General features: G+C 64.3%; 18 protein-coding genes. 5 read left to right on the forward strand and 13 right to left on the reverse strand.

Going from position 1 to position 26,244, the window contains the following annotated elements; all coding sequences use genetic code 11:
- Positions 1–281: 281 nt before the first annotated feature.
- A complete protein-coding gene (locus AC1DYW_RS02925) occupies positions 282–7,334 on the reverse strand; it encodes an SdrD B-like domain-containing protein (protein WP_477225056.1) in 7,053 nt (2,350 codons plus the stop codon).
- A gap of 468 nt (positions 7,335–7,802) precedes the next feature.
- The gene (locus AC1DYW_RS02930) at positions 7,803–8,915 is read right to left on the reverse strand and encodes a LacI family DNA-binding transcriptional regulator (protein WP_457150154.1); all 1,113 of its coding nucleotides are present in this window, start codon (positions 8,913–8,915) and stop codon (positions 7,803–7,805) included.
- A gap of 578 nt (positions 8,916–9,493) precedes the next feature.
- On the opposite strand from AC1DYW_RS02930, the gene AC1DYW_RS02935 reads away from it, so the two are divergent.
- The 4 genes from AC1DYW_RS02935 to AC1DYW_RS02950 all read left to right on the forward strand — a co-directional run bounded on the left by AC1DYW_RS02935 (position 9,494) and on the right by AC1DYW_RS02950 (position 14,177).
- Positions 9,494–10,456 carry a sugar-binding protein gene (locus AC1DYW_RS02935; RefSeq protein WP_095083299.1) on the forward strand — a complete coding sequence of 321 codons (963 nt, stop codon included), beginning with the start codon at positions 9,494–9,496 and terminating at the stop codon, positions 10,454–10,456.
- Positions 10,457–10,561: 105 nt separating this feature from the next.
- Complete coding sequence (locus AC1DYW_RS02940) at positions 10,562–12,100, forward strand: sugar ABC transporter ATP-binding protein (protein WP_095084325.1); 1,539 nt, start codon at positions 10,562–10,564, stop codon at positions 12,098–12,100.
- Between the two features lie 59 nt (positions 12,101–12,159).
- Positions 12,160–13,155, forward strand: a complete 996-nt coding sequence (locus tag AC1DYW_RS02945) for an ABC transporter permease (RefSeq protein ID WP_095083296.1) — start codon at positions 12,160–12,162, stop codon at positions 13,153–13,155.
- A gap of 122 nt (positions 13,156–13,277) precedes the next feature.
- Positions 13,278–14,177: an aldose 1-epimerase gene (locus tag AC1DYW_RS02950; RefSeq protein ID WP_477225057.1), complete on the forward strand. Its 900-nt coding sequence runs from the start codon at positions 13,278–13,280 to the stop codon at positions 14,175–14,177.
- A 16-nt stretch (positions 14,178–14,193) separates the two neighbouring features.
- Here the strand turns inward: AC1DYW_RS02950 and AC1DYW_RS02955 are convergent, their stop codons facing one another.
- The 11 genes from AC1DYW_RS02955 to AC1DYW_RS03005 all read right to left on the reverse strand — a co-directional run bounded on the left by AC1DYW_RS02955 (position 14,194) and on the right by AC1DYW_RS03005 (position 24,977).
- Positions 14,194–14,409 (reverse strand): hypothetical protein, encoded by a 216-nt coding sequence (locus AC1DYW_RS02955; protein ID WP_477225058.1) that lies wholly within the window; start codon positions 14,407–14,409, stop codon positions 14,194–14,196.
- Positions 14,406–15,161 carry a COG4280 domain-containing protein gene (locus tag AC1DYW_RS02960; protein ID WP_477225059.1) on the reverse strand — a complete coding sequence of 252 codons (756 nt, stop codon included), beginning with the start codon at positions 15,159–15,161 and terminating at the stop codon, positions 14,406–14,408. The genes AC1DYW_RS02955 and AC1DYW_RS02960 overlap by 4 nt, the downstream gene beginning before the upstream one ends.
- 114 nt (positions 15,162–15,275) lie before the next feature.
- Positions 15,276–15,905: a phosphonate metabolism protein/1,5-bisphosphokinase (PRPP-forming) PhnN gene (gene phnN, locus AC1DYW_RS02965; RefSeq protein ID WP_477225060.1), complete on the reverse strand. Its 630-nt coding sequence runs from the start codon at positions 15,903–15,905 to the stop codon at positions 15,276–15,278.
- Entirely contained in the window at positions 15,902–17,056 is a 1,155-nt protein-coding gene (locus AC1DYW_RS02970) for an alpha-D-ribose 1-methylphosphonate 5-triphosphate diphosphatase (RefSeq protein WP_095083284.1), read from the reverse strand. Before AC1DYW_RS02970 ends, phnN begins: the two co-directional genes overlap by 4 nt.
- Positions 17,057–17,089: 33 nt before the next feature.
- On the reverse strand, positions 17,090–17,797 hold the full coding sequence (locus AC1DYW_RS02975) for a DUF1045 domain-containing protein (protein ID WP_095083282.1): 708 nt from the start codon (positions 17,795–17,797) through the stop codon (positions 17,090–17,092).
- Positions 17,798–18,054: 257 nt separating this feature from the next.
- Complete coding sequence (iolB, locus tag AC1DYW_RS02980; protein ID WP_477225061.1) at positions 18,055–18,867, reverse strand: 5-deoxy-glucuronate isomerase; 813 nt, start codon at positions 18,865–18,867, stop codon at positions 18,055–18,057.
- Between the two features lie 4 nt (positions 18,868–18,871).
- Entirely contained in the window at positions 18,872–19,105 is a 234-nt protein-coding gene (locus tag AC1DYW_RS02985) for a DUF3329 domain-containing protein (protein ID WP_477225062.1), read from the reverse strand.
- 61 nt (positions 19,106–19,166) lie between these two features.
- Positions 19,167–20,084: a myo-inosose-2 dehydratase gene (iolE, locus tag AC1DYW_RS02990; protein WP_477225063.1), complete on the reverse strand. Its 918-nt coding sequence runs from the start codon at positions 20,082–20,084 to the stop codon at positions 19,167–19,169.
- Positions 20,085–20,156: 72 nt separating this feature from the next.
- Positions 20,157–22,007 (reverse strand): 3D-(3,5/4)-trihydroxycyclohexane-1,2-dione acylhydrolase (decyclizing), encoded by a 1,851-nt coding sequence (iolD, locus tag AC1DYW_RS02995; RefSeq protein WP_477225064.1) that lies wholly within the window; start codon positions 22,005–22,007, stop codon positions 20,157–20,159.
- Positions 22,008–22,042: 35 nt separating this feature from the next.
- Positions 22,043–23,977, reverse strand: coding sequence for a bifunctional 5-dehydro-2-deoxygluconokinase/5-dehydro-2-deoxyphosphogluconate aldolase (locus AC1DYW_RS03000; RefSeq protein ID WP_477225065.1), 1,935 nt, complete (start codon positions 23,975–23,977; stop codon positions 22,043–22,045).
- Between the two features lie 154 nt (positions 23,978–24,131).
- Positions 24,132–24,977, reverse strand: coding sequence for a MurR/RpiR family transcriptional regulator (locus AC1DYW_RS03005; RefSeq protein WP_167392076.1), 846 nt, complete (start codon positions 24,975–24,977; stop codon positions 24,132–24,134).
- 154 nt (positions 24,978–25,131) lie between these two features.
- Here AC1DYW_RS03005 and AC1DYW_RS03010 point away from each other — a divergent pair, with 154 nt between their 5' ends.
- The gene (locus AC1DYW_RS03010) at positions 25,132–26,241 is read left to right on the forward strand and encodes a Gfo/Idh/MocA family protein (RefSeq protein WP_477225066.1); all 1,110 of its coding nucleotides are present in this window, start codon (positions 25,132–25,134) and stop codon (positions 26,239–26,241) included.
- Positions 26,242–26,244: the final 3 nt, after the last annotated feature.

Raw genomic sequence — 26,244 nt, forward strand, 5'->3', positions numbered from 1 at the left:
TCCAGGTGGCGAGCTCCTAGCCATTGCTCATGTGGCCGCAAGCATCTCCGCCACCGCCCATACACTCTCCCGCTCCACCAGCGGGCACTCCAGCTTGGTGATGGGATAGCGCCCCCTTCCAGGCGGCGCCACCGGCACTTCGAGCTGTTCGATTGCCCACTAGCCATCGCCATGTGGGATCGAGGTCGTCAGCGACGAGATGAGGCCTCATCGTCGTAGCCGACCACGGAAATGTCCTGCGGCAGGCTAGCCCCCTCAGATAGTGGCTCTCGCCTTCCCCCTCACACCACCACAAAATCCGCATTGGTCATCGCCAGGTTCGCCGCCACCGTCGCGAAATGCTTCGAGCCGCCGGCGGCATCGCCGTTGCTGTCGTAGTAGAGCCAGCCGGTGTCGGTCTCGTAGATGATGTGCTGGTCGGCGGAGGTCGCGGTGCCGGAGGCGTTGGCGGTGAACTGGTCGGCGCTCAGCGTGCCGTTGCCGGCCAGTGCGGCAAAGATCGCGTGATCGAGCACGATGGTGTCGTCGACCACCGAGAAATCGGTGATGGTGTCGACATTGACGACTAGGCTGAGTGCGGTGGTGAAGAGGAAACTGTCATGGCCCTGCGCGCCGGTCAGCGTGTCGTTGCCGCTGAGGCCGTTGATGATGTTGTCGCCGGAATTGCCGGTGATGGCGTTGTCGATGTGGTTGCCGGTGCCGTTGATGGAGGCCCCGCTGCGCAGGTTGAGGTTCTCCAGTTCCTGGCCGGAGAGATTGAAGCTGACGGAACTGTTGACCGTGTCGGTGCCCTGGCCGTCGAGCTCGATTGGCCGGTCCCCGGCATTGTCGACGAAGTAGATGTCGTTGCCGGTGCCGCCCTGCATCGTGTCTGCCCCGGCCTTGCCATCCAGCGTGTCGTTGCCGCCAAGGCCGATGAGCGTGTTGGCGCCGGCATTGCCGGTGAGCGTGTTGCCGGTCGAATTGCCGGTGCCGTTGAGGTTGCCCGCGCCGGTCAGCGTCAGGTTTTCCAGCTCCTGGCCCGAGAGGTTGAAGGAGACGGAACTGAAGACGCTGTCGGTGCCCTGGCCGTTGAGCTCGAAGATATGATCGCCAATATTGTCGACGAAATAGGTGTCGTTGCCGAGGCCGCCCCGCATGGTGTCGGCGCCGCCGAGGCCGTCGAGGATGTTGTTGCCGCTGTTGCCGGTGATGTCGTTGATGGTCGAATTGCCGGTGCCGTTGATGTTGCCTGCGCCGAGAAGCGTCAGGTTCTCCAGCTCCTGGCCGGAGAGGTTGAACGAAATGGCGCTGTTGACCGTATCGAAGCCCTGGCCGTTGAGCTCGATGACATGATCGCCGATGTTGTCGACGAAGTAGGTGTCGTTGCCGAGGCCGCCCTGCATGCTATCGGCGCCAGCCATGCCATCCAGCGTGTCGTTGCCGCCGAGGCCGAACAGCGTGTTGGCGCCGGCATTGCCGGTGAGAAAATTGCCGGTGGAATTGCCGGTGCCGTCGAGGTTTGCCGCGCCAAGCAGCGTCAGGTTTTCCAGCTCCTGGCCGGAGAGGTTGAAGGAGACCGAGCTGAAGACGCTGTCGGTGCCCTGGCCGTTGGCCTCGATGATATGGTCGCCGGCATTGTCGACATAGTAGATGTCGTTGCCGACGCCGCCTTGCATGGTGTCGGCGCCGGCCTTGCCGTCCAGCATGTCGTTGCCGCCGAGCCCGATGAGCGTGTTGGCGCCGGAATTGCCGGTGAGAACGTTGGCGGTCGAGTTGCCGGTGCCGTCGATGCTCGCGGCGCCGAGCAGCGTCAGGCTCTCCAGTTCCTGGCCTGAGAGATTGAAGGAGACCGAGCTGAAGACGCTGTCGGTGCCCTGGCCGTTGAGCTCGAAGACACGGTCGCCGGCATTGTCGACATAATAGCTGTCGTTACCGGTGCCGCCTTGCATGGTGTCGGCGCCGCCAAGACCGTCGATGACGTTGTCGCCGCTGTTGCCGGTGATGGTGTTGGCAAGTTGATTGCCGGTGCCGTTGATGGACCCTGTGCCAGTCAGCGTCAGGATCTCGATCTCCTGGCCGGAGAGATTGAAGGAGACGGAGCTGAAGACACTGTCGGTGCCCTGGCCGTTCGCCTCGATCACCTGGTCGCCGGCATTGTCGACAATGTAGGTATCGTTGCCGAGGCCGCCTTGCATGGTGTCGGCGCCGCCAAGACCGTCGACGATATTGGCGCCGGCATTGCCGATGATGGTTTGAGCGAACTCATTGCCGGTCAGGGTGAGGGCGGTCGTGGCGGCAACATTGTCCGTTGCCAGCGTCTCGATCTGCTGGCCCGCGGCAAGTGCATAGCTGACCGATGTCCGGACGGTGTCATTGGTGCCTTCGCCCGCCGCCTCGAACACCTGGTCGCCGGCATTGTCGACAGAGTAGATATCGTTGCCGGCAAGGCCATGCATGGTGTCGGCGCCGATGCCGCCATTCAGCGTGTCGGCGCCCCCCGTGCCGATCAGATTGTCGCCGTCGCCATCGACCCCATGGACAGTGATGGTCACCGTGCCGATGCTGCCGCCGGCGAGCGTATAGGTGAAGCTGTCGGTTGCGGTCGTGCTACTCGCACCCGACGACGCACCCGGCAGATCGTTGAAGACGCCATTGGGATCATAGTCGAAGGTGCCGTCCGCATTCAGCGTCAACAGCGCGCCGGAGGCCAGCGTGATCTCGGTGCCGACATTGCCGGCGACGCCGTTCACGGCGGCGACTGAAAGGGGATTGTCGATGTCGACATCGACGCCGTCGCCATTGTCGGCGAAGACGTTGAAGCCCGGGCCGATCGCCGTCGCCTCGTTGGTCGAGAAGGAATCGACAGCCGCAAGCCCGGGGTCGTCGACCGCCGCCACGTTTATGCTGACCGTGGCGACGTTCGAGGTCGTCGTCCCGTCACCGACCTTATAGGTGAAGCTGTCGGCGCCGTTGTAGTTGGCGTCGGCCGTGTAGCTCAGCGATCCGTCGGCATTCAGCGTCAGCACGCCGTGCGACGGGCCGTTGACCAGCAGCGCCGTCAGCGGATCGTGGTCGGCATCGCTGTCGTTGGCCAGCAGGCCGGGCGCCGCAATCGTCAGCTGCGTGTCTTCGCTGGCGTTGTAGCTGTCGTTCGCGGCTACCGGCGCGTCGTTGACGGCGGAGACGTGGACCGTCGTCGTTGCCGTATGCGTGCGCAGGTCGCCGTCGAAGCTCACGGTGACCGTACGGTCGGCTGCCGATGGATCGGCGCCGTTGCTGTTGGAATAGGTCAACGCATGCAGCAGCGTTTCGAAATTCGCGTTGTTCAGCGAGAGATCGAGAGTGACGGTCAGGTCATGTCCGTTCTGGCCATCGCCACCGGCCGCGATCGTTCCGACGGTTACCCCGCCGACCGTGACGACGCTGCCGGCGGTGAGGCCGTCGGAAAGCGAAACATCGCCTGAGGTGTCGAAGCCAAGCACGTCCTCGGTCGCCGTGCCGCCGCCGGTGATCGAGACCGTGAGATGCCCGGGCTGCGGCAGACTGTTTGAATCGTAGGTGTAAAAAATCGTGCCGTCGGCATCGGCCAGCGAAGCGGCGGTGCCGGTATCGAGACGGACAGCCGGCCCGTCCTCGGTGAAGGTCGCCGCGTCGCCGTCGAGACCGGCAAAGGTCGGCAAGGCATACATGCCGGCATCGCGGCTGGTGTCGTTCTGGCCCTCGATCAAGCTGAATGCACCTGTCAGGCCGGTTGACACGGACACGTCGCTGTCGGTCGCGTCGTTGGAGACAGGCGAGTCCTGCGTCGTCAGCACATATCCCGAGGGCGCCGTGAACTGCAGCTGATAGGAACCCGGCAGGAGATCGGTGAAATTGTAGTGCCCGTTCGCATCGGTGGTGGCGGTTGCCAGGATGTTATGCGCCGCGGATGTGTCGACAAGTGAGACGGAAACGCCGGCAATTCCCACCTCGCCGACGTCCTGGCGACCGTTGAGGTTGGTGTCGTTGAAAACGAAATCGCCGACCGTGGCGGGCACGGCCATGCCAGCGTCCACATTGGAGATGTCGGCGTTTTCAACGAGGACGATCGTCGGCGCGATGCCCAGGGAATTGACGTCGCTGTCGAGGGCGGCATCACCACCTTGGTTCGCCGGTGAGAAAATATGACCGTCGGCGTCGAACTGGACAGAATAGGCTCCATCCACGATGTCGGTGAAGGAATAGCCTCCGTCGAGACCGGTCGTGGTCGAGACGTTGACCGCGTTGCCGAGATGGTCCGTGCCTAGAAGGTGCACGGTAATTCCGCTCAGCACGGCACCGTCGTCATTGATGCCGTTGCCGTTTTTGTCGTCGAACGCGGTGCCGCTGACCATGTTGTGATCGAGGCCGGTCAGCGCCAGCGCATTGCCTGCGCCACCGGGATTGCCGGCGGCATCGCTATAGGTTGTGCCGGCGACGCCGATGCTGCCATGCACCGCGTTGGGCGTGAAGATGGCTGTCCGCGTCAGCCCCGTGCCGGTGATCGCGCTGAGCGTACCGCCACTGACCGTGACATCGCCCGTCGAGCCATCCCACGCAAAGGTCGCCCCGGGGTCCTCGCTGAAGGTGAACGTGATCGTTGCCGATTCGCCTGCGTGGATCCGGTCGCTATCGCTGGAGATCGTCAGCGTCGGCGCGCTGGTGTCGAGGGTAAAGTCCAGCGAAGACGTTGCGGTGTTGCCGGCGGCGTCCGTTTGGCTCGCCACGATGGTGTGCTGGCCGTCCAGCAGGCCGGTCGGCGTGAAGGCCCAGGCGCCGGCGCCGTTGGCTGTCGCCGTCCCGGCGACGGCATTGCCGTCGACGGTGAAGTGGACGATGGCGTTGGCGTCACCCGTTCCGGTCAACGTCGCGACGTTGGTGATGGTGTCGCTGCCCGAAACGCCGGTATCGGTCTGGAGATGGTTGGTCACCGCCGGCAAGGTGGTGTCGAGGGTGAAGGTCAGCGACGCCGTTCCGGTATTGCCGGCGTTGTCTGTCTGGGTCGCCACGATGGTGTGCTGGCCGTCCAGCAGGCCAGTCGGCGCGAATGTCCAGACGCCGGCGCCGTTTGCGGTCGCCGTCTGGGCGATTGGGTTGCCGTCGACGGTGAAGTGGACGATCGCGTTGGCGTCACCCGATCCCGTCAATGTCGCGACATTGGTGATGGTGTCGGCGCCGGAAATGCCGGTATCGGTCTGGAGATGGTTGGTCACCGCCGGCAAGGTGGTGTCGAGGGTGAAGGTCGTCGACGAGGTTCCGGTGTTGCCGGCGTCGTCGGTTTCGCTCGCGATGATGGTGTGCGGGCCATTCAAGAGGCCGGTCGGCGTGAATGTCCAGACGCCGGCGGCGTTGGCGGTCGCCGTTTGGCCGACGAGCGTGCCGTCGACGGTGAAATGCACGATCGCGTTGGCGTCGCCCGTCCCGGTCAGGGTCGCGACGTTGGTGAGGGTGTCGATGCTGGAAATGCCGGTGTCGGTCTGGAGGTGGTTGGTCACTACGGGCGTGGTGGTGTCGATGCCGGTCAGCACGACGTTGTCGAACAGCGTCTGGCCAGTGCCGATTTCGGTGATGAGGACCTTGACGGCCAAGCCGCGTGTGGTCGCGTCAAGCGCGGCTGTGTTCAGCACGTAGTGCGCGACGCTGCCATGTGCCTGCACAGCCGATGAGGTGTCGTAGTCCTGCGAGGCTATCTGGATCCCGCCCGCGAACACCTGCACCCGCACAGTGGTTCCGTTGCCCGTGTCGGCCCGGCTCCCGAGGTCGAAAGCGACACTGTAGCTGTCGAAGTTTCCAGGCGCGTTGACCGTTTGCGATACGCTGCTGCCGTTACCCAAAAAACCGATATTGCTGCCGGCAAAGCCGGTCGAAACGGCTGATGTCGGCGCGAAAGCGCCGAAGGAGCCGATCCCGGTCCATCCCGTCAGCACACCAGCCACCGTATTGCCGGCAGTGTGATCGATACTCACGCCGGGGCCGGTGTCCGACAGATCGATGAACTGGAAATCGCCGTCAGCGAGAAGGTTGGAGATCGCGATCGTCGTGTTGCCGTTGACGTCGGTGGATGTCACGAAATGATTGCCGAGATAGCTGTGGGTGACATCGAGCTGCAGGATCTCGCTGCCGCCGGAAGCGCGTGTGATCGTCAGGATGTGGGTGCCTGAATCGTACGAGACGCCGGTCGCCGAACCAAAGCCGAGCAGTGAAATCGTGTCGGATGTGCCGAAATTCTTGAGCTGGTTGGCGATGTTCACACCCGAAGCGAGCTGCAGCGCGCCATGGCCGAAGAAGTTGATGGCGCCCGATCCGGCGGCGGTTGTGTTGGCCAGTGAAAGCGTGCCGCTGTAGACGGTGATGCCGCCGGCAAAGCCGTTGGCGCCACCCAGTTGCAGCGTTCCAGCGCCTTTCATGACGATGCCGCCGATGCCGTCGCCGTCCTGGATGACGTCGTTGATGGTCGAGATCTGCCCGAGCGCCGTCGCGAAATTGATGGTCGTGCCGTGCAGGAAGATGCCGGAGCCGGCTGACCCGCCGCCGCCGCCGCCCTGGACCCCGATGCCCTGATTCGGGCCCGCCGCCCCTCCTTGCACTGCGCCACCGGAGATCGTGCCTCCGGCGATGGTCAGCGTGCCAAGCGTATCGACGAAGATGGCACCGCCTGCTCCCAGGCCGCCGCCGCCGCCGGCATATCCGGCATGGCTGAAGCTTCCGACGCCGCCTCCGCCAGCGCCCCAGCCGCCATTTCCAGGCACATTGGGTGCGCCGGCAGAAGGTGTGGCCGCGCCGCCGCCGGCGCCGAAGCCACCACTTGCACCACTGCCGCCAGGGCCAGAGCCAGTCCCGCCAATGCCGCCAGCACCGAAGCCGGTGCCATCGTTGAGGAAGCCATTCCACAGGCCGCCATTGGCAAAAGTGCTGCTGATACCGCCGCCATTGCCGCCGATTGCCCGGTCGCCGGTGAAATCGACATTGCTGATCGTCACATTGGCGCCGGCGCCGACGAACAGGCCGCCGCCCAGCCCGGCGCCGCCGCCGCTGCCATTGCCTTGCCACACGCCGCCAGTACCGCCTCTTGCGGTGGTATGGACGATGTCGAGGTCGTTGATGGCGACTGTGCCGTGCTCGATGACGAAGCCGCCATAGGTGTTGGCGCCGTCAATCGTCTGGCCATTGCCGTTGATCGTCAGGTTTTCGCCGGCCGTGAGGAACAGCGACGTCATATTCCCGCTGAGCGTGAAGCTGGTCGTGAAATTGAAGATGTCTGTCCCGGCGCGGCCCGCGATAGCAGTGATCGCCGCGTTGAGGGTGGCCTGGTCGGAAATCGTGAAAGTGGTCATCGTCGTCCCTCGTTAGCGCCCGCACCGACGCCTGGCGGTGATGGCCGGGTTCGCCGCAAAACTTGATCCTCTGGGTTAGCCGCCGACCCTGGTCGGCAAGAGGAATGCGCCAACGCGCCGCGTCCTGGACCGCAGGCGCGCGAGGGGTCGCGCCCCGCCATCCGAAAAGACCTGCCGCTCAAGCGTCATCCGCCCCTTGTGCCCTGCTGGAGCCCGTCGACAGGACACAGCTGTCCGCCCGGATGCCGGACAGCGCATCCGTTTCAAGCACCAAATTCTTGAGGTAACCCAAACCAAACCCAACCGCGGCGGACGCTAGGTCGGGACTTGCTCGCGGTCAATTCGCGGCATTTGACTATTTCTGGGCGGACTTTTGCGTGGCTGCGAACAACCGGGCAGCGACGGCCCTATCGACAATGGAAGACCGAAAGCGCGTCGCCTGTATCTCTTCAGAAGCGACGCGTTTTTTTAGGACACGGCCGCCACGGCCCGCACACTCTCCCGTTCCACCAGCGGGCATTCCAGCTTGGTGATCGGATAGCGTCCTCGCCCTGGCGCCGCGGGCACCTCGAGCTGTTCGATCGCCCATTGTCCCATTGCCATGTGCGGCAGGATCGAGGTCGTCAACGGTGGGAACAAATGCCGGGCGATTTCCTCGTCGTCGTAGCCGACGACGGAAATATCCTGCGGGATGTGCAGGCCGGCTTCCTTCAGCGCCTCGTAGCAGCCGATCGCGGTGCGGTCGTTCTGGCAGAAGATGGCGGTCGGCCGGTCCTTCAGCGCCAAAAGCTTGACGGTCGCGGCATAGCCGGCGCTGGCCGACCAGTCGCCCTCGACCACCAGTTCGGGATCGAACGGGATGTCGGCGGTGGCGAGTGCGCGGCGATAGCCCTTCAGCCGATCTTGTGCAGCCTGCATCCAAGGCTCGCCGGTGATGGTGGCGATGCGGCGGTGGCCGTGGCTGATCAGGTGGCGGGTGGAGCTTTGGCCGCCGGCGATCTCGCTCGGCACCACGGCGGGGAAGGCATAGTCCGCCGTGTAGCAATTGAGCAGGATCACCGGGATGTCGAGGCCGTAGAGATAGTCGGGTGCGGTTATCTCGCGGGTGAAGATGGTCATGTAGATGAGCGCCGAAATGCCCCGCTTGGTCAAGGCGGCGATGGCGCGCGGCTCCATGACGGAATCGCCCAGCGTCTGCGCCACCAGAAGCACGTTGCCCGCGTTCCACGAGGCCTGCCGCGCGCCTTCGATGGCGACGACGGCTTCGGGGCTGGTGGCAAGCTGGTCGACGGCAAAGCCAATAACCCCGTCAAGCCCTTCGAACGAGGCCACGGGCGCCCGCAGGGCGGAGAATGCCGGCGCGGCATAGCCGAGGGAGCGCGCGGCCTCGATCACCCGTTCGCGCGTCTGCTGCGACAGCTTGATGCCGGGCGAATTGTTGAGCACGAAGGAAACGGTCGCCTGCGAGCAGCCGGCGGCCCTGGCGATGTCGGTCATGGTGACGCGACCCCTGGCGCTCTTTGCCAGCGGCTTGCGCCGCTTCGCCGTGTCGAGGGTTTCCGGATCCGTCGTCTCGCTCATGGCATCCCCAATCCTAGGCCTGTCTAGCGGCAGCCGGTGAGGCCGACAAGATGGCGTGACATTATCGATTTATAGAGATCGCTGCGATCATTTATATCTATTAGCGCTCTCGAGGTCCATCTCTCACGCAGTGCCACAGGGTTCGAAACCCAAAAGCCACAAGGCTTGCTCTCAGACGCACGCAATGCGCCGGCTCGCCGGCAGGTGCGCCGCGAAACCGCAATACTGCCCTGGATACGGCTCAAAAACTAATACTGTTTACTAATACAAAAATGCGCTGTACCGTCAATCCATCGCATCCGGCCCGGTCGGTCCGGGAGCGGTGGATTGCGTAAAAATAGCCCGATGGCGAGCGGATACTACCTCCGCAAGCTGTGTTTCGGACAAGTGATATGTCTGACAAATCGGACTATTTACGAACGAAGGATGAGTCTCTAAAGTCCATGATCGCAGCTGGAACGACGCCGTTGTTTCGGCGCCGGGACCCTTTGAGGAGGAGGGCGTTCAAGCTGCAGACGGCAAATTCCAGATGACTAAGATCGGTCAGTCGAACGACTGAGCCAAACGGGAGGTTGAACATGAAATCCTTGATACGAAATGCATCCGTAGCCACAGCGGCGCTGCTCATCGGCCTGACGGCGACGGCCATCGCACGCGCCGACGACAAGCCGACGCTGGCCTTCGTCGTCAACGGCGCTTCCGATTTCTGGAAGGCCGCCGAAGCCGGCGTCAAGAAGGCGCAAGGCGAACTGCCGGACTACAATCTCGAGCTCAAATATCCCGAGCAGTCCTCCGTCGCCATCCAGCAGCGGCTGATGGATGACCTGGTTACGGCCGGCGTCAAGGGCATCATGGTCTCGGCCGTCGATCCCAAAACCTCGACCGACGGGCTGAACAAGATCGCCTCGCAAACGGCGCTGTTCACCACCGACAGCGACGCCCCGCAGACCAAGCGTGTCGCCTATATCGGCTCGTCCAACGTCGATGCCGGCAAGCAGGCGGCCGAGATCGCCAAGAAGGCGATGCCCAATGGCGGCAAGTGCCTCGGCTTCGTCGGCCTGCTCGGCGCCGACAATGCCAAGGAACGCATCCAGGGCATGAAGGACGGCCTCGCCGGCACCAAGATCGAGCTCGTCGACGTGCGTGGCGACGACATCGACCAGGCGCGCGCCAAGAAGAACGTCGAGGACGCGCTGGTCGCCAGCCCCGACGTCACCTGCATGGTCGGCTTCTACTCCTACAACACGCCGCGCATCTATGAAGCGCTGCGCGACGCCGGCAAGCTCGGCTCGATCACCGTCGTCGGCTTCGATGACGATCCGATCACGCTGGGCGGCGTCAAGGAAGGCACCGTTGCCGCCACCGTCGTGCAGCAGCCCTTCGAATGGGCCTATCAGGGCATGAAGCTGATGGCTTCCTATCTCAAGGGCGACAAGTCGGGCATCCCGGAGGGCGGCCTGATCATCATCCCCACCAAGATCATCGGCAAGGACGACGTCGACGCCTATGCCGCCAATCTGAAGGCGATGTCCGGAAACTGAGACAGAGCAATTGCGCCGGTCCGGGGTTCGCCCCGGGCCGGCATTCGTATTGACGGGCCGGCGAAGGCCGGTCAGTCTGTGGCCCACCGGCTGCTGTCAGGCGTGATGAATTATTCCGAAACATCCATAACGGCGTCCACCCCGTTCCTCACGCTCGAGAACGTGCGCAAGACCTATCCGGGCGTCGTCGCGCTCGATGGCTTCTCCATGGAGGTCAGGCCGGGCGAGGTCATCGGCCTCGTCGGCGAAAACGGCGCCGGCAAATCGACCTTGATGAAGATCCTCGGTGGCGTCACCAGGCCCGACACCGGCACCGTCACGGTCGACGGCATCGCGCATGACGGGCTCTCGGTCGAAGCCAGCCTCGGTTCGGGCATCGCCTTCGTCCACCAGGAACTCAACCTGTTCGACAATCTGGACGTTGCCGCCAACATCTTCTTTGGCCGCGAGCCGTTGCGAGCCGGCGCACTGAAGCTCGTCGACCGCGCCCGGCTGCGCACCATGGTGGCGCCGCTGCTGAAGCGCGTCGGCGCCAATTTTTCGGCCGACACGCCGGTTGCCGCTCTGTCGCTGGCCCAGCAGCAGATGGTCGAGATCGCCAAGGCGCTGTCGATCAAGGCAAGGCTGGTCATCCTCGATGAGCCGACATCGAGCCTGCCGCTCGCCGAAACCGACAAACTGCTCGACGTCATCAAGGCCTTGAAGGCCGATGGCATCAGCGTCATCTTCATTTCGCACCGCCTGCATGAGGTCGAGCGCGTCGCCGACCGCGTCGTCGTTTTGCGCGACGGCATGCTTGCCGGCACGCTGCAGAAGAGCGCCATCAACCACGACCAGATGGTCAAGCTGATGATCGGCCGCATGCTGAAGGAGCGCGAAAAAGCCTCCGAGGCCGCGCGGGCTCCCGGCGCGGTCGCGCTTGCCGCCAAGGCCATCCGCACTCCTGCCTATCCCAGCCGGCCTGTCGATCTCGATGTCAGGCGCGGCGAAATCCTCGGCCTTGCCGGGCTTGTCGGCTCCGGCCGCACCGAACTGGCGCGGGTGTTTTTCGGCATCGACAGCAGCCTTGGCGGTGCCCTCGAGCTTGGCGGCAAGCCGCTTGCGCTGGGCTCGGCGGCGGATGCCGTCGCCCACGGCATCTTCCTGGTGCCCGAGGACCGCAAGTTGACCGGCATCCTGCTCGACCTGTCGATCGCCCAGAACATCTCGCTGCCCAATCTGCCGGCGCATGCGCGCCGCTCGCTGGTTTCGGCAAGTGCCGAGACCGCCACCGCCGAAAAGCAGAAGAGCAATCTCGGCATCAGGGCGCCGTCGGTGCAGACACGCACCGGCACGCTGTCGGGCGGCAACCAGCAGAAGGTCGTGCTCGGCAAATGGCTGGCCATGAACCCGAAAGTGATGATCCTCGACGAGCCGACGCGCGGCATCGATATCGGCGCCAAGGCGGAGATCTACGGGCTGATGCGGGCGCTGGCCGACGCCGGCGTCGCCGTGCTGATGATCTCCAGCGACATGGAGGAGGTGATCGGCGTGTCCGACCGCATCGCCGTCATGCATGAGGGCCAGATATCGGGCATTCTCGACAAGGACCAGTTCAGCCAGGAAAACGTGCTGCTGCTGGCTGTGGGCAAGCAGCCGAAATAGTTTTTTGCCGCGGGGTCGCGGGAAGCGCGATCTGCTCAGGCGGCATTGGGGAGAAGACGATGAGCAAGAAAGATCTCGGCCTGCTGATCCTGATCCTGGTGGTGGGAACGGTGGTGGCGATCATCAACCCGCGCTTCCTGCTGCCGATCAATCTCGCCAACACCTCGAACCTGATCGGCCTGTTCGGCATCCTGTCGATCGGTCAGGCCTTCGTCATCATCACCGGCGGCATCGAATTGTCGGTCGGCTCGGTTGTCGCTTTGCTGGGAACGCTGTTCATCGACTTCATCGCCGTGCGCGAGCTGGACTGGCCGCTGGCCTTCGTGCTGATCATCGCGCTCGGCGCCATCATCGGCCTGGTGCATGGCTGGCTGATCACGCGGCTCAAGCTGCAGCCCTTCGTCGTCACCCTGTGCGGCCTGCTGATCTATCGTGGCGTCGCCCGCTTCTACACCGCCGACGGCACCGCCGGCTTCGCCTTCGGTCAGAATTTTCCTGACCTGGAATTCCTGACGGCCGGCCGCTCCTGGGGCGTGCCGAACAGCTTCATCGCGCTGATCGTCATCTCCATCGTCATGTGGGTGGTGCTGCACCGCTCCGTGTTCGGCCGCTATCTCTACGCCATCGGCAAGAACGAGGAGGCGGCGAAGTACTCCGGCATCCGCACAGGCCGCGTCGTCATGGCCGCCTATGTCATCTGCGGTGTACTGACGGCGCTGTCGGCGATCTATTTCGCCATGTACACGCGCTCGATCTCGCCGGCCAGCCATGGCCAGTTCTACGAGCTTTATGCCATTGCCGCGGCCGTGCTCGGCGGCTTCTCGCTGCGCGGCGGCGAGGGCTCGCTGATCGGCGTCATCCTCGGCACGGTGCTGCTGCAGGAACTGCAGAATCTCGTCAATCTCCTCGGCATCCCGTCCTCGCTCAATTTCGCGGTGATGGGTGGCGTCATCCTCATCGGCGTGCTGGTCGACCAGCAATGGGGCGTGTTCCGGGCAAGACGGCTGATGGTCGATGCCGCTCGCAAGAACGTGGCCGGTGCGGCTGCGGAATAGCCGCCAGCCCCGGCACAGCTCTGTATCGATGAAATGATTGCAGCCGTGGTGTTGTTCTGCGATCCACTGAACAAGCACATCGGGCCAAATGCCTGATATCGATGGCGGATGGATGGCAGGCGATGGATGCAGTTCCTGAACTGTTGACGCTCAGGGCCAGGGCGCTCGAGGTCGATCTCGTGCCGCGCATTGGCGGCAGCGTGGGCGCGCTGCGCTGGCGCGGCATCGACCTCTTGCGCCGGCTTTCCGATGATGATCGGCAAGCGGGCAACGTGCTTGGCGTCGCCATGTTCCCGATGATGCCCTACGCCAACCGCATCGCTGGAAATGCCTTCGAGTTCGCAGCCAGGCGCTGGCAGGTCCAGCCGAACAATCCACCCGAAACAATAAACGTGCATGGCAGTGGCTGGAAACACGCCTGGACTGTCGCTGAGGCGAGCGACGCCCAGGCAACGCTGTCGCTAGATATCGCGGCCGGCGTCGAACCCTACTCCTACCGCGCCACGCAGGCTTTCGTGGTGTCCGAGGTAGGGCTCGGCGTGACCATGACGCTGACCAACACGGGGCCGGTTTCCATGCCGTTCGGTTTTGGCCTGCATCCCTGGTTCGATCGCGACCCGGACGTCACGTTGCAGTTCGAGGCGACGCGGTTCTATCTCGAAGAACCGCAAGGCATTGCCGGCGATCCGATCACGCTTGTGCCCGAACTCGACTTCGCCGGCGGCCGGCCTTTGCCCGCCGGCTGGCGCAACAATGACTATGGCGGCTGGTCGGGTGAGGCGACGCTTTGCTTTCCCCTGCGCGGCGCCGGCTTGCGCATCAAGGCCGATCCCGTCTTCAAGCACCTGATGCTGTACGCCGACCCGACAAAGCCATATTTCTGCGTCGAGCCGCAGACCAACGCCTCCGGCGCTTTCAACCGGGGCGGATGGAACGATCCGGACGAGGGCATCATCGTGCTCGCCCCAGGCGAAAGTGCGGCTGGCAGCGTGTCGCTGATACCCTTTGCGCTTGGGGATTAAAGCGCCCGCGCCAGCCCTACCGATTGGTCCCGCGTGCGGCGCGGCGAACGCTGTGCAACAGGATGGCTAGGCAGCCTATCAACAGCAGGGCGCCGCCGAGCAGCGGCGGCAGCGCCAGCAGCTTCACCGCCGCCGTGATGATGGCCACCAGGACCAGCGCCAGCAGCGCTAGACTGCCGTCATCGACGAACATGCCGAAGAATTCCTTGGCCGCAAGACGAATGACGTTCATCGGGCGAGCCCTCCGGTGAGTGTGGGGTAGGCACCGCGCAGCCAGCGCGCCATGGCAAACGACGCCAGTGCGACGATGGCGAAAATTGCGAGCAAGGCGAGATCGGCACCCGGCCAGTCGGCGCCGATGCCTTCGCCGGTCCAGAAGATGCCGAAGCTGGTCAGCATCAGCCCGACGACGAATTTGAGCGCATTTTCCGGCACGCGCGCCAGCGGCCGGTGGACGGCTAGGCCGATAAGCATCACCAGGACAAAAGCCGCCAGCGCGCCGAGGCTGGCGTAGAGCGTTTGCCCATGTGCAGCGCCGACCGCAATGACGATGAACACCACCTCGACGCCCTCGAGAAGCACCGCCTTGAACGACGCCAGCCCGGCGAGGTAGTCGGCGCGGCGGTCGTTGGCCTGCTGGTGCAAGGCGGCGGTTTCCTTGGAGAAGGCCGCCTCCTCGTCATGCAGGGCGATGACGCCGACGCTGCGCAGGATTGCCTTTCGCAGCCAGCGCATACCGAACAGGATCAGCAGCACCCCGACGACGAACTGCAGCGTGGTGATGGGTACGAGCGCCAGCAGCGGGCCGAACGTCAGCACCAGGGCCGCCAGCAGCGCCAGCGCCAGTGCGGCGCCGGTCAGTGCCGGGCGCCAGCTGCGCGTCACCCCGACGGCGAGCACGATGGTGAAGGCCTCGACGACCTCGACGAAGGACGCCAGGAATGCCGCCGTGATCGTCGAAAGGATGGGTGTCAGAGTCTGCATGGAGATTCTTCCTGGAAGGTCGTTGCCCCGGGATCGCGATCCGGCATCATGATGCCGTCAGCACCATACAGCGCTCCAGTGGCAGCGAAAAAGCAAGTGAAGCGCCAATTGGCTCTAGATCAAGCCCGATATGTAGGAGAAGGCCATCGCCTTGCGCAGCACCTCGGCGAAGCGTTCACCGGCCGCCTCGCGCGGGCCGCTGTTGTCGATCGAGGTAACATCAGGTCCCGACAAGGTCACACTGGCGCTTCGCGCCAGCCGCGCCAGCACTTCGCCGCGCGACTCGCGCCCGCGCATCGCCAGCCGCCCTGCCAGCACCTCCGGCGAAGCGGTGATCTCGACGATGGCCAGATTGGCATAGCGCTCGCGCAGCACCGGGATGATCGCGCGCGACACGTTGGCGACGGCGACATGGCCATTGGCGACCGACCAGTCGACATCGGCCGGAATGCCATAACGCAGGCCATGCGCCTCCCAGGAGATGGCAAAGGCGCCATCCGCTTCGGCTTCGACGAAGGCCGCGTCGGCCAGCGTGTCGTGATCCTCGCTCGCGGCATCGCTCGGCCTGGTGATGACGCGGCGAACGAACTCCAGCCGGGTCTCGTCGGCAAAGCGGGCGCGGGCGTAGCCGATCACCGTGTCCTTGCCAGCGCCGCTCGGTCCGACGACGGCGACGAAGACGCCGTCGCGGATCGGAAACCTCTCGGCGGACAATTCGCGCTCGATCAAGGCCGAGACCATCATGCGACCCGGCGTCCCTGCCGCCAGACCGTGCGCACGACCGGGACATGGTCGTCGACACGCACGCGCACCAGATCGGCGCGACGGCCCTGCTCGATGATGCCGCGGTCGGTCAGGCCGACCGCTTCGGCCGGGTTCTTCGAGACCATGGCGACCGCCTGCGGCAGCGAAATGCCTTCGACAACGTCGCCGAGGAAGAATGCCGACTGGATCAGGCTGAAAGGAATATAGTCGGACGACAAGATGTCGAGCAGCCCGTCGCCGGCCAGCGTGCGGGCCGAGACATTGCCCGAATGCGAAGCACCGCGCATGACGTTGGGCGCACCCATCAAGACGCCAAGCCCGGCCTGTTTCGAGGCCCTGGCGGCTTCCTCCGTGGTCGGGAACTCGGCGACGCGCACGCCCTGTTCGATCGCCTCGTCGACATGGCCTGTCGTGGCGTCGTCGTGGCTGGCCAGCACGATGCCGCGCTCGTGGCAGGCTGCGGCGATATGGACACGGTTCGGTCCCGAATTCCGGGCCGATTCCGCCATCCGCTTTTCGCAGAACAGCTTGAAGTCGCGGTCGGTCAATTTCAGCTTGCGCTGGTAGTAATAGGCATAGGTTTCGAGGTTGACGAACTGGCGCTGGCCGGGCGCGTGGTCCATCAGCGATGCCAGCTTGACCCGCTCATCGCCGTCGAAATTGGCGAAGGCCTTAAGGCAGTCCGGCGCCGAAACCTCACAGCGCAGATGGATGAAATGGTCGGCCCGCAGACGATCCTGCTGAACACTGTCCTCGATCGCGTCGGCCAGCTTGCGGATGTCGTCCGATGTCAGGTCGGCGTCCTCGTCCATGCCGACGCGCAAGGCATCGAGCACGGTGGTGATGCCGGCCGTCGCCACTTGCGCGTCATGGGCGAGCACGGCGGCGATCGGGTTCCAGCGCACCTTCGGCCGCGGCGCGTAGTGGCCTTCGAGATGGTCGGTGTGGAGTTCGACCAGCCCGGGAATGATGTAGTCGCCGCCCATATCCTCGCCGGCCATGGTCCCGCCGGTGTGGCCGGTGCCGGCATCGATGCCGGCGATAAAGCCGTCGCGCAGCACCAGCGAACCCTCGACGATCTCGTCGGCAAGCACGATGCGCGCGTTGGTAAGAACAGTTTCGGCGGTCATTTCAGGCAGTCCTTGTTATTCCGGCTCGGTTATTCAGGCGGTTTTTCTGGCAGGGCGGCGCCCGAGCGCGTGATGGGAGAGCACCATGAACGGTGCGCCCGGTTCGGTTTCGACAAACAGCGTCAACGCATCCACCAGCACCGGCTGTTGCAGCACCTCCGCGAACAGGCTGTCGATTGCTGCACGAAGACGAGGGCTTTCCTGTGGCCCCGCCCGGCCGGACAGCGTCATGTGGAAGCGAAAGGTCTCGAAGACATAGGGATAGCCCCACTGGCACAGATTGCGGAATTGGGCGGGCTTCAGCGAGTCCGGGCTGCGCCGTTCGATCTCGGCCTCTGTCAACGGCGCGCGAAACCGGTCGAAACCGAGCACCACGTCATCGGCAAAGCGGTTGAGCGGAGGCAGCGGTCCTTCCGGCACCAGCGCAAAGAAGCTGTCGATCTGGCTGACGACAAGGCGCGGGATCGTCACCACCGGCGTTGCCTCGGCAAAATGGTCGAGTGCCGCGCGCAGCGAGGTCTCCGTCTCGTTGGCAGCCAGCCGGAAGGGGGCTTTCAGCGTCGCATGAAAACCGTAGCGCCGCGCCGAAGCGGTGTGGAAGGCAACTTCCGCCGCCGACAGATCGGCCACCGTCTCCACCGGCCTTGTCGCGCCACCGAACGGGTCGCGGCCCAGCCAGTTGGCGGCGATCCGCGCCAGCGGCTCGTCCTGCCGGGGAGTGAAATAGATGGCGTAGCGCATGAGAAGAAGTCCTCGTTAAAGCGCGCCGCGTTTGAAGAAATGCTGCGACGCGCTTTAAGTCTTGGTTTTTCGCATGTCGTAATCCCAAAACCGCTGCTCACTTTTGGGCGACATGCACTGGCCCCGCTGCCATAGGCGATTTCCATGACGGATTGACGAAGCTTTGAAGGGTTTTCGAAGGCAAATCGACCCGGCAGGTCCTTAGCCGACGATTTTTCCAAGCTGGACCAACAGCTTCACCCAAAACGTGCGACCGGTCAGGCCTTCATCAACCATTCGTGCTCGGGCGCGTTGTGGAATTTCCACGTCCGCTTCGGCCCGGCCATCACGTTGAGATAGTAGAGGTCGTAGCCATGGCAGGCGGCGCAGGGATGATAGCCCTTGGGCACCAGCACGACATCGCCATCCTCGATCGCCATGGCTTCATCCAGCGCGCGATGACCGTTCTTGTCGGCGTCGGTGTAGACGCGCTGGAAGGCAAAGCCCTGCGGTGGGTTGAGGCGATGATAGTAGGTTTCCTCAAGATAGGATTCGGCCGGCAGATTGTCCTGGTCGTGCTTGTGCGGCGGGTAGCTCGACGTGTGGCCGCCGGGCGTGATGACCTCGACCACCAGCAATGAATCGGCCGGTTTGCCTTCCGGCAGGACGTTGGTGACATAGCGCGTGTTGGTGCCCTTGCCGCGCACCTCCTGGCCGAGATCCTCTGGTCTGATCACACGCACCGGCAGGCCGCCGCCGAGGCCCGGTGCCGAGCAGACCGCGAGTTCGAGCTCCGTGTCTGCCGCAACCGACCAGTCCGACCCTTCGGGTATGTAGACCGACCAGGGTTTGCCCTCGAACGGCGACATGCGCTCGCCGAGCAGGCCGAGGTCCTTACCGCCGGCTGTCGCTTTGCCCTTGCCGGTGACGAACACCAGGCAGACTTCGCGATCGCCCGTTTTTCCAGCAGCGCTCTCGCCGGGCTTCAGCCGATGCAGGTCGAAACCGACATAGGTCCAGCCGGCGGTTTTCGGCGTCACATGGGCGACGCGGCCATGGCCCTTGTCGGCCTTCACCAGCAGCTTCGACATCCGGTTACTCCTTCGGTTCGGCCTCGGCCGTTGTCTTGCTCTCGTCGGCCGGCCTCTCGTCGGCCGGCTTGTAGAGATAGAAGAACTGCCACACGGCGTAGCCGGCGAAGCCGATCGCGATCACGCCCCAGAACGGCGTGCCGGTGGCGAATTCGATGATCGACCAGATGACGCAGACCGCGACGACGGCGACGCGCCGCCACAAAGGCCGGAAAAACGGATGCTCGGAATCTTTCATCCGGCCAACCTACAGCAACCCGGCTTCGCCGAGAACCAGCGCGTCGGGCATTGGGGAGGCCCTAGGCATTGGGAAAGCCCTGCGTCTCGACGGTGTAGCCGGCCGCCGTCATCACCCGCATCAATTCCTTGTGGCCCACCTCAGCCATCTTGAGCGGCGGGTTCTTCTTCGGGTCCTGCTCGGCCTCGACCACGAACCAGCCCTCGTAGCCATGGTCCGCGAGCCGCTGCACGATGGCGCCGAAATCCAGCGAGCCGTCACCCGGCACGGTGAAGGCCCCTAGCGCCACGGCGTCGAGGAAGGATTGCTTGGTGCGGTCGAGCTTGTCGATCACGCCCATGCGCACGTCCTTCACATGCACATGGCTGATGCGCGCGTGGTGGTTGTCGATCGCGCGCAGGACGTCGCCGCCGGCAAAGGCCAGGTGCCCCGCATCGAGCAGCAGCGGTATGCCGGCTCCGGAATACTTCATGAAGGAATCGAGTTCCGGTTCGGTCTCGACGACCGCCGCCATGTGATGGTGATAGGAAAGCGGCATGCCCTGTTCGGCGCACCATTCGCCAAATTCGGTGAGGCGTTTCGCATAGGCCTTCATCTCGTCGTCCGAGAGCTTCGGCTTGGTTGCGAGCGGCTTCGAGCGGTCGCCCTGGATCGAGCGGCCGACCTCGCCATAGACGATGCAAGGCGCGTTCACCGCCTTGAACAGATCGATCATCGGCTGGATGCGATCCTTGTTCTTGCCCATGTCCTCATCGATCAGTGTGCCCGAGAACCAGCCGCCGCAAAGCGTCACGTCGGCCGCCTTCAGGATCGGCAGCATGACATCGGGATCGTTGGGAAACCGCCGGCCCATCTCCATGCCGGTGAAACCGGCCGAGCGCGACTGGCGCAAACACTCTTCCAGCGACACATCATCGCTGAGTTCCGCGAGATCGTCGTTCCACCACGCAATGGGGGACATGCCCAGTTTGGCTTTCAAGTCGTCACTCCAGTTTTCAGTTCGTGCTCACCCTCCCCGCGAGGGGAAAGGTGGGATTTGCCGGCGTTGGCATCAATCGCCAATGGTCTGCATCTGCCGTTTTTCGTCATAGGCCTTGCGCGCCGCGTTCACCTGGGCACGCGCCGAGACCTCCGGCACCGCAACATCCCACCAATGGCCGCCGGCATCGGTCGAAACCAGCGGATCGGTGTCGATGACCAGCACGGTGGTGCGGTTGTTCTTCCTTGCCTTTTCCAGGGCGTTTTCCAGCCCGGCGATCGATGGCACTTTCTCGGCAATCGCCCCCATGCTCGCTGCATGCGCGGCGAAGTCGATATCGGGCAGGATTTCGTGGCGCGAGTCCTTCAGGAGATTGTTGAAGTTGGCGCCGCCGGTCGCCATCTGCAGCCGGTTGATGCAGCCATAGCCACGGTTGTCGAGCAGCACGATGGTCAGCTTGAGGCCGAGCATCACCGACGTGGCGATTTCGGAATTCAGCATAAGATAGGAGCCGTCGCCGATCATGACGACGATCTCCTCGTCAGGCTTCGCCATCTTGGTGCCAAGCCCGCCGGCAATCTCGTAGCCCATGGTCGAGAAGCCGTATTCGGCGTGGTAGGAGCCCGGCGCGCCCGCTTGCCACAGCTTGTGCAGTTCGCCGGGCAGGCCGCCGGCGGCGTGCAGCAGGGTTACGCCAGAGCCCATCGCGCGCTGCACGGCGCCGATCACCTGCGCGTCGGACGGGTAGGCGGCGTTGGTCGACGCCGTCACCTTGGCCGCCTCCACCTGCCAGGCCTTCTTGCCGGCGGCCGCATTGTCGGTCCAGCTTGCCGGCGCTTTCCAGTCCTTCAGCGCCGCGCCGAGTTCGGCCAGCCCCTCGGCCGCATCAGCGACCAGCGGCAGCGCCCGGTGCTTGCCGGCATCGAAAGGCTGCACGTTCAAGCCGATGATGGTCTTGCCGGAGTTCTTGAACAACGCCCACGAGCCGGTGGTGAAATCCTGCAGGCGCGTGCCGATGGCCAGCACGATATCGGCTTCCTCGGCCAGCCGGTTGGCGGCCGAGGTGCCGGTGACGCCGACCGCCGCCATGTTGAGCGGATGATCGTCCGGCAGCGAGGATTTGCCGCCTTGCGTCTCGCAGACCGGGATGCCGGCGCCCTGCACGAATTTCGCCAGCTCGTCCGAGGCCTGCGAATAAAGCACGCCGCCGCCGGCGATCACCAGCGGCTTCTTCGCCCCCTTGAGTGCTGCCACCGCCGCGGCAAGCTCGTGGCGGTCCGGCCGCGGCCGGCGCTGGTGCCAGACGCGCTCGGCAAAGAAGCTCTCGGGATAGTCATAGGCCTCGGCCTGCACGTCCTGGCAAAGCGACAGCGTCACTGGGCCGCAATCGGCCGGATCGGTCAGCACCTGCATGGCGCGGCTGAGCGCCGGGATGATCTGTTCGGGCCGCGTGATGCGGTCGAAATACCGCGACACCGGACGGAAGCAGTCATTGACCGTCGCCGTGCCGTCGGAGAAATCCTCGGCCTGCTGCAGCACCGGATCGGGAATGCGGTTGGCGAAGACATCGCCGGGCAGAAAAAGCACCGGCAGCCGGTTGACGTGGGCCAGTGCCGCAGCCGTCACCATGTTGAGCGCGCCGGGGCCGATCGACGAGGTCGCGGCCATGAAGCGGCGGCGGAAATTGGCCTTGGCATAGGCGATCGCCGCATGCGCCATCGCCTGTTCATTGTGGGCGCGGAAGGTCGGCAGTTCGTCGCGCACCTGATAGAGCGCTTCGCCGATGCCGGCGACATTGCCGTGGCCGAAGATCGCCCAGACACCGCCGAAGATCGGGACTTTCTTGCCGTCGATCTCGGTCATCTGCCTGCTGAGAAAGCGGGTCAGCGCCTGCGCCATCGTCAGGCGGATTGTCTTGCTCATGGTGTTTTTCCTCCGCAGTCCTATGCCGCGCCTTCTTATGCTGCTTTGCGGCCGCGCGCGGCAAGCCACGCTTCGGTCAACTGTTCGAAGCGCGAGGCCATGTCGGCGATCGCCTCGTCGTCCGACATCTTGCCGGCCAGCCATTGTTCGGCCGCGTGGACGAAGATGGTCCGGCCGACGGCAAACCCCTTAACGATGGGCGCCTTGGCGGTTGCGGCAAAAGCCGCTTCCAGCTCGTCCTGCGGCGCTTCCAGGCCAAGCAGCACGACACCCCGGCACCACGGATCGTGCTTCAGGATCACCGCTTCGATCTTTGCCCACGCCGCTGCCGAAGCCTGTGGTTCGAGCTTCCACCAGTCGGGCTTGATGCCGAGCGCATAGAGTTCCTCCAGCGCGCGCGGGATCGTCTTGTCGTCGAGCTTGCCGTGTTTTCCGGCGATGATCTCGACCAGCAATTCCCTGCCGACCTTGCGTGCGGCCTCGAACAGCGCGCGCAGCTTCTGCTGCTGCTCTTCCTTGAGCGCCGCCGGATCGTCGGGATGATAGAAGCACAGGCACTTGATGCAGTGATCGACCGGCCATTCGACGAGCTGCGAGCCGATGTCCTGCGAGAACTCGAAACGCAGCGGTCGCGATCCCGGCAATTCGACGGGCCGCCCGAGCCAGGCGAAGGGATGGCGGGAGAATTCGAACATCGCCTCGCGGCCATGCTTCTCGTCGATCAGCATGCCATAGCCGTCACGGCCGGCGGCGATCTTCGCCGCCGCCTTGACCGCCAGAACCTTGAAATCGCGGATGCGTGCGGGATCGGCACCGGCCTTCGCCGCCACATCCTCGAGTTGCACGCGATGATCGCAGGCGAGCGCCATCAGCGAGGGAACGTCGCGGCGACGGGTGGTCGCCCAATGGATGTGGTTGATCGCCTCGTCCTTGCGCAAGGCGAGATGCTTGCTGCCGTTCTTGAGGAAGAACTGCAACTCCTCGAAGGTCGGATATTCCGGCGCGCACAGCAGGCGCGACACGGCGAAGGCGCCGCAGGCATTGGCCCAGGTCGCCGCCGTCGCATGGTCTTCGCCGCCCAGCCAGCCGCGCAGGAAGCCCGACATGAAAGCGTCACCGGCGCCGAGCACATTGTAGATCTCGATCGGAAAGCCCTTGCCGACGACGCCGTCCTCGAGATCGTCGCTGATCGGCCCGTCATAGACGATGCAGCCCATGGCGCCCCGCTTCAAAACGATGGTCGCCGAAGACAGCGAGCGGATCGTCTTCAAGGCGCTCAGGCAATCATCGGCGCCCGACGCGATCATGATCTCTTCTTCGGTGCCGACGATCAGGTCGCAATCGGGCAGCACCGTCTTCAGTTGGGCCGAGACCCTGTCTGACTTGACATAGCGCTCGAACCCTTCGGCATGGCCGGCCAGACCCCAGAGGTTCGGCCGATAGTCGATGTCGAACACCACCTTGCCGCCCTTGGCCTTGATGATGCGGATTGCCTTGCGCTGGGCGGCATCGCTGTTGGGCCGGGAAAAATGCGTGCCGGTGACGACGATGGAGCGCGCCGAGGCGATGAAGGCCTCGTCGATGTCTTCCGGCGCCAGCGCCATGTCGGCGCAATCTGAGCGGTAGAAGATCATCGGCGACACGCCTTCATCCTCGACCGACAGCAGCACCAAGGCGGTCAGCCGCTCCTTGTCGGTCTTCAGCCCGTCGACGCAAACGCCTTCGCGCTTGAGCTGTTCGCGGATGAAGCGGCCCATCTGCTCGTCGCCGACGCGGGTGAGCAGGGCCGAGCGCAGGCCGAGCCTCGCCGTGCCGACCGAAATGTTGGCCGGGCAGCCGCCGACCGACTTGGCGAACGAGGTGATGTCCTCCAGCCGCGAGCCGATCTGCTGGCCATAAAGGTCGACGGAAGCGCGACCTATGGTGATGACGTCGAGCGGCGCCTGTTTTGCGTCCACGGCTTCGCTCATTGGAACCTCCCGTCAGTCTTGTTGTCTTGAGCAACGCATTTTGGGGTACACGCGCGAGCGGCAGCGTGGCGCCGGGAATATGAAATAATAATTCCAATCCATAGTCAATATGGAATGAGCATTCCCCAGTCTAAAATTGTCTTTGAGGTGCCTGCTAGGCCTTGCGCCTGCGGCCCGTGCTGCGCCGTTTTTCGCCGACGCCGACGGTCAGTGCCATGGCCAGCGCCATCGTCGCCGACAGCGAGCGGAAGCCGGCGAAATCGGCCTCGGCCACCTCGAACCAGATGCTGGCGAACTGGGCAAGCGGCGAAAACGAGCTGTCGGTGATGGCAACGATCGGCACGCCCTGTTCCGAAATGCTGCGCGCCTCCTCGATGGTCGCCGGCGCGTAGGGCGAGAAGCTGATGGCGATGACGGCGTCCGCCGGCGTCGCGAATGCGATCATCTCGGCGTTCAGCCCGGCGGCCGATTCGATAAGCTGGTTGCGGATCTTCAGCTTGCCCAGCGCATAGGCGATGTAGGACGCCACCGGATAGGAGCGGCGCTTGGCCAGCACATAGATGGTCTCCGCCTTCGCCAGCAGCGAAATCGCGTCTTCCAGATGCGCGTCGTCCAGCGTGCGCGAAATGTCGTTGAGCGAGGTGCTGGCGGCGGCGACGAAGCCATCGAAGATCGCCCGGTGACCGGCGGCGCCCTCAGCCTTGGCACGCAGCGCCTGCAGGCGTTCGTCATAGGACGAGTTGCGCTCGCGCAGCCTCTCGCGAAACACCTGCTGCAGGCTGGTGAAACCGTCGAAGCCAAGCTGCTGGGCAAAGCGGATCAGGGTCGACGGCTGCACGCCGGCCGAAGCGGCGATGCTGGCGGCGGTGCCGAAGGCGATGTCGTCGGGATTGTCGAGCGCGTAGGCGGCGATCTGGGCGATGCGCTTGGGCAGGCTTTCGCGCCGGTCCAGGATGGTGGCGCGCAGCGTCTCGAAGTCGCGAGGTACCCGTTCGTCCATCGTCGCTCTGTCCAGGCTCATCTATGGGTACCCTCTCTGCCCCATCATAGCGAGCCTGCGCAAGAACGCCATAAAAAATGAGGCAGACATTCCATTCCAAGAGAAAATGGACTAATTCATCCATCCAACGCTTCAGGCAGTGGAGAAATGGAAAATGGTCGGCGTCGGTCTCATCGGCACGGGTTTCATGGGCAAGTGTCACGCCATCGCATGGAGTGCCGTCGGCGCCGTCTTTCCCGACGTGCCCAAGCCCCGGCTCGTCCATCTCGGCGAGGTCAATGAGGACCTCGCCAGGCGCAAGGCCGGCGAGTTCGGCTTCGCCAAGGCGTCCGGCGACTGGCGCGCTGTCGTCAACGACCCGGATGTCGATATCGTCTCGCTGACCACGCCCAACCAGTTTCATCCGGAGATGGCCATCGCCATCCTCGAGGCCGGCAAGCATCTGTGGTGCGAAAAGCCTATGGCGCCGAGCTTCGCCGAGGCCGAAGCCATGGCGGCGGCGGCGAAGACGTCGGGTAAGGTCGCCGCCCTCGGCTACAACTACATCCAGAGCCCGGCCATCCGCCACATCGGCGCGCTTCTCGACGAGAAGGTCATCGGCGAGGTCAACCATCTGCGCATCGAGATGGACGAGGACTTCATGGCCGACCCGGAGGCGCTGTTCTTCTGGAAGCACGAAGCGGCTTCCGGTTATGGCGCGCTCGACGATTTCGCCGTGCATCCGCTGTCGCTGGTCTCAGCCCTGTTCGGCCGCGTCGCCAGCGTCATCTGCGACATGGCCAAGCCCTATGCCGACCGCAAGCTCGCCGCCGGCGGCCGCCGCGCGGTCGAGACCTACGACATCGCCAGCGTGCTGATGCATCTGGAAAACGGCATTGCCGGCACGCTGCTGGTCAACCGCTCGGCCTGGGGCCGCAAGGGTCGCATCGCCATCCAGATATTCGGCTCGAAGGGATCGATCCTGTTCGACCAGGAGCGGATGAACGAATTCCAGCTCTACCTCACCGCCGATCGTCCGACCGAGCAGGGTTATCGCACCATCCTGGTGGCGCCGCACCACAAGCCCTACGACGCCTTCCTGCCGGCGCCCGGCCATGGCCTCGGCTTCAACGATCTCAAGATCATCGAGTGCCACGAACTGTTGACGCGGCTGGCCGGCAAGCCGGCGCGGATCATCGAGTTCGCCGAAGGGCTGGAGATCGAGCGCACGGTGCATGCGATGGCGCGCTCGTTCGACGAAAAGCGCTGGGTGGATGTGAGGTAGTCC

This window comes from Mesorhizobium sp. P2_D5 (genome assembly GCF_056404355.1).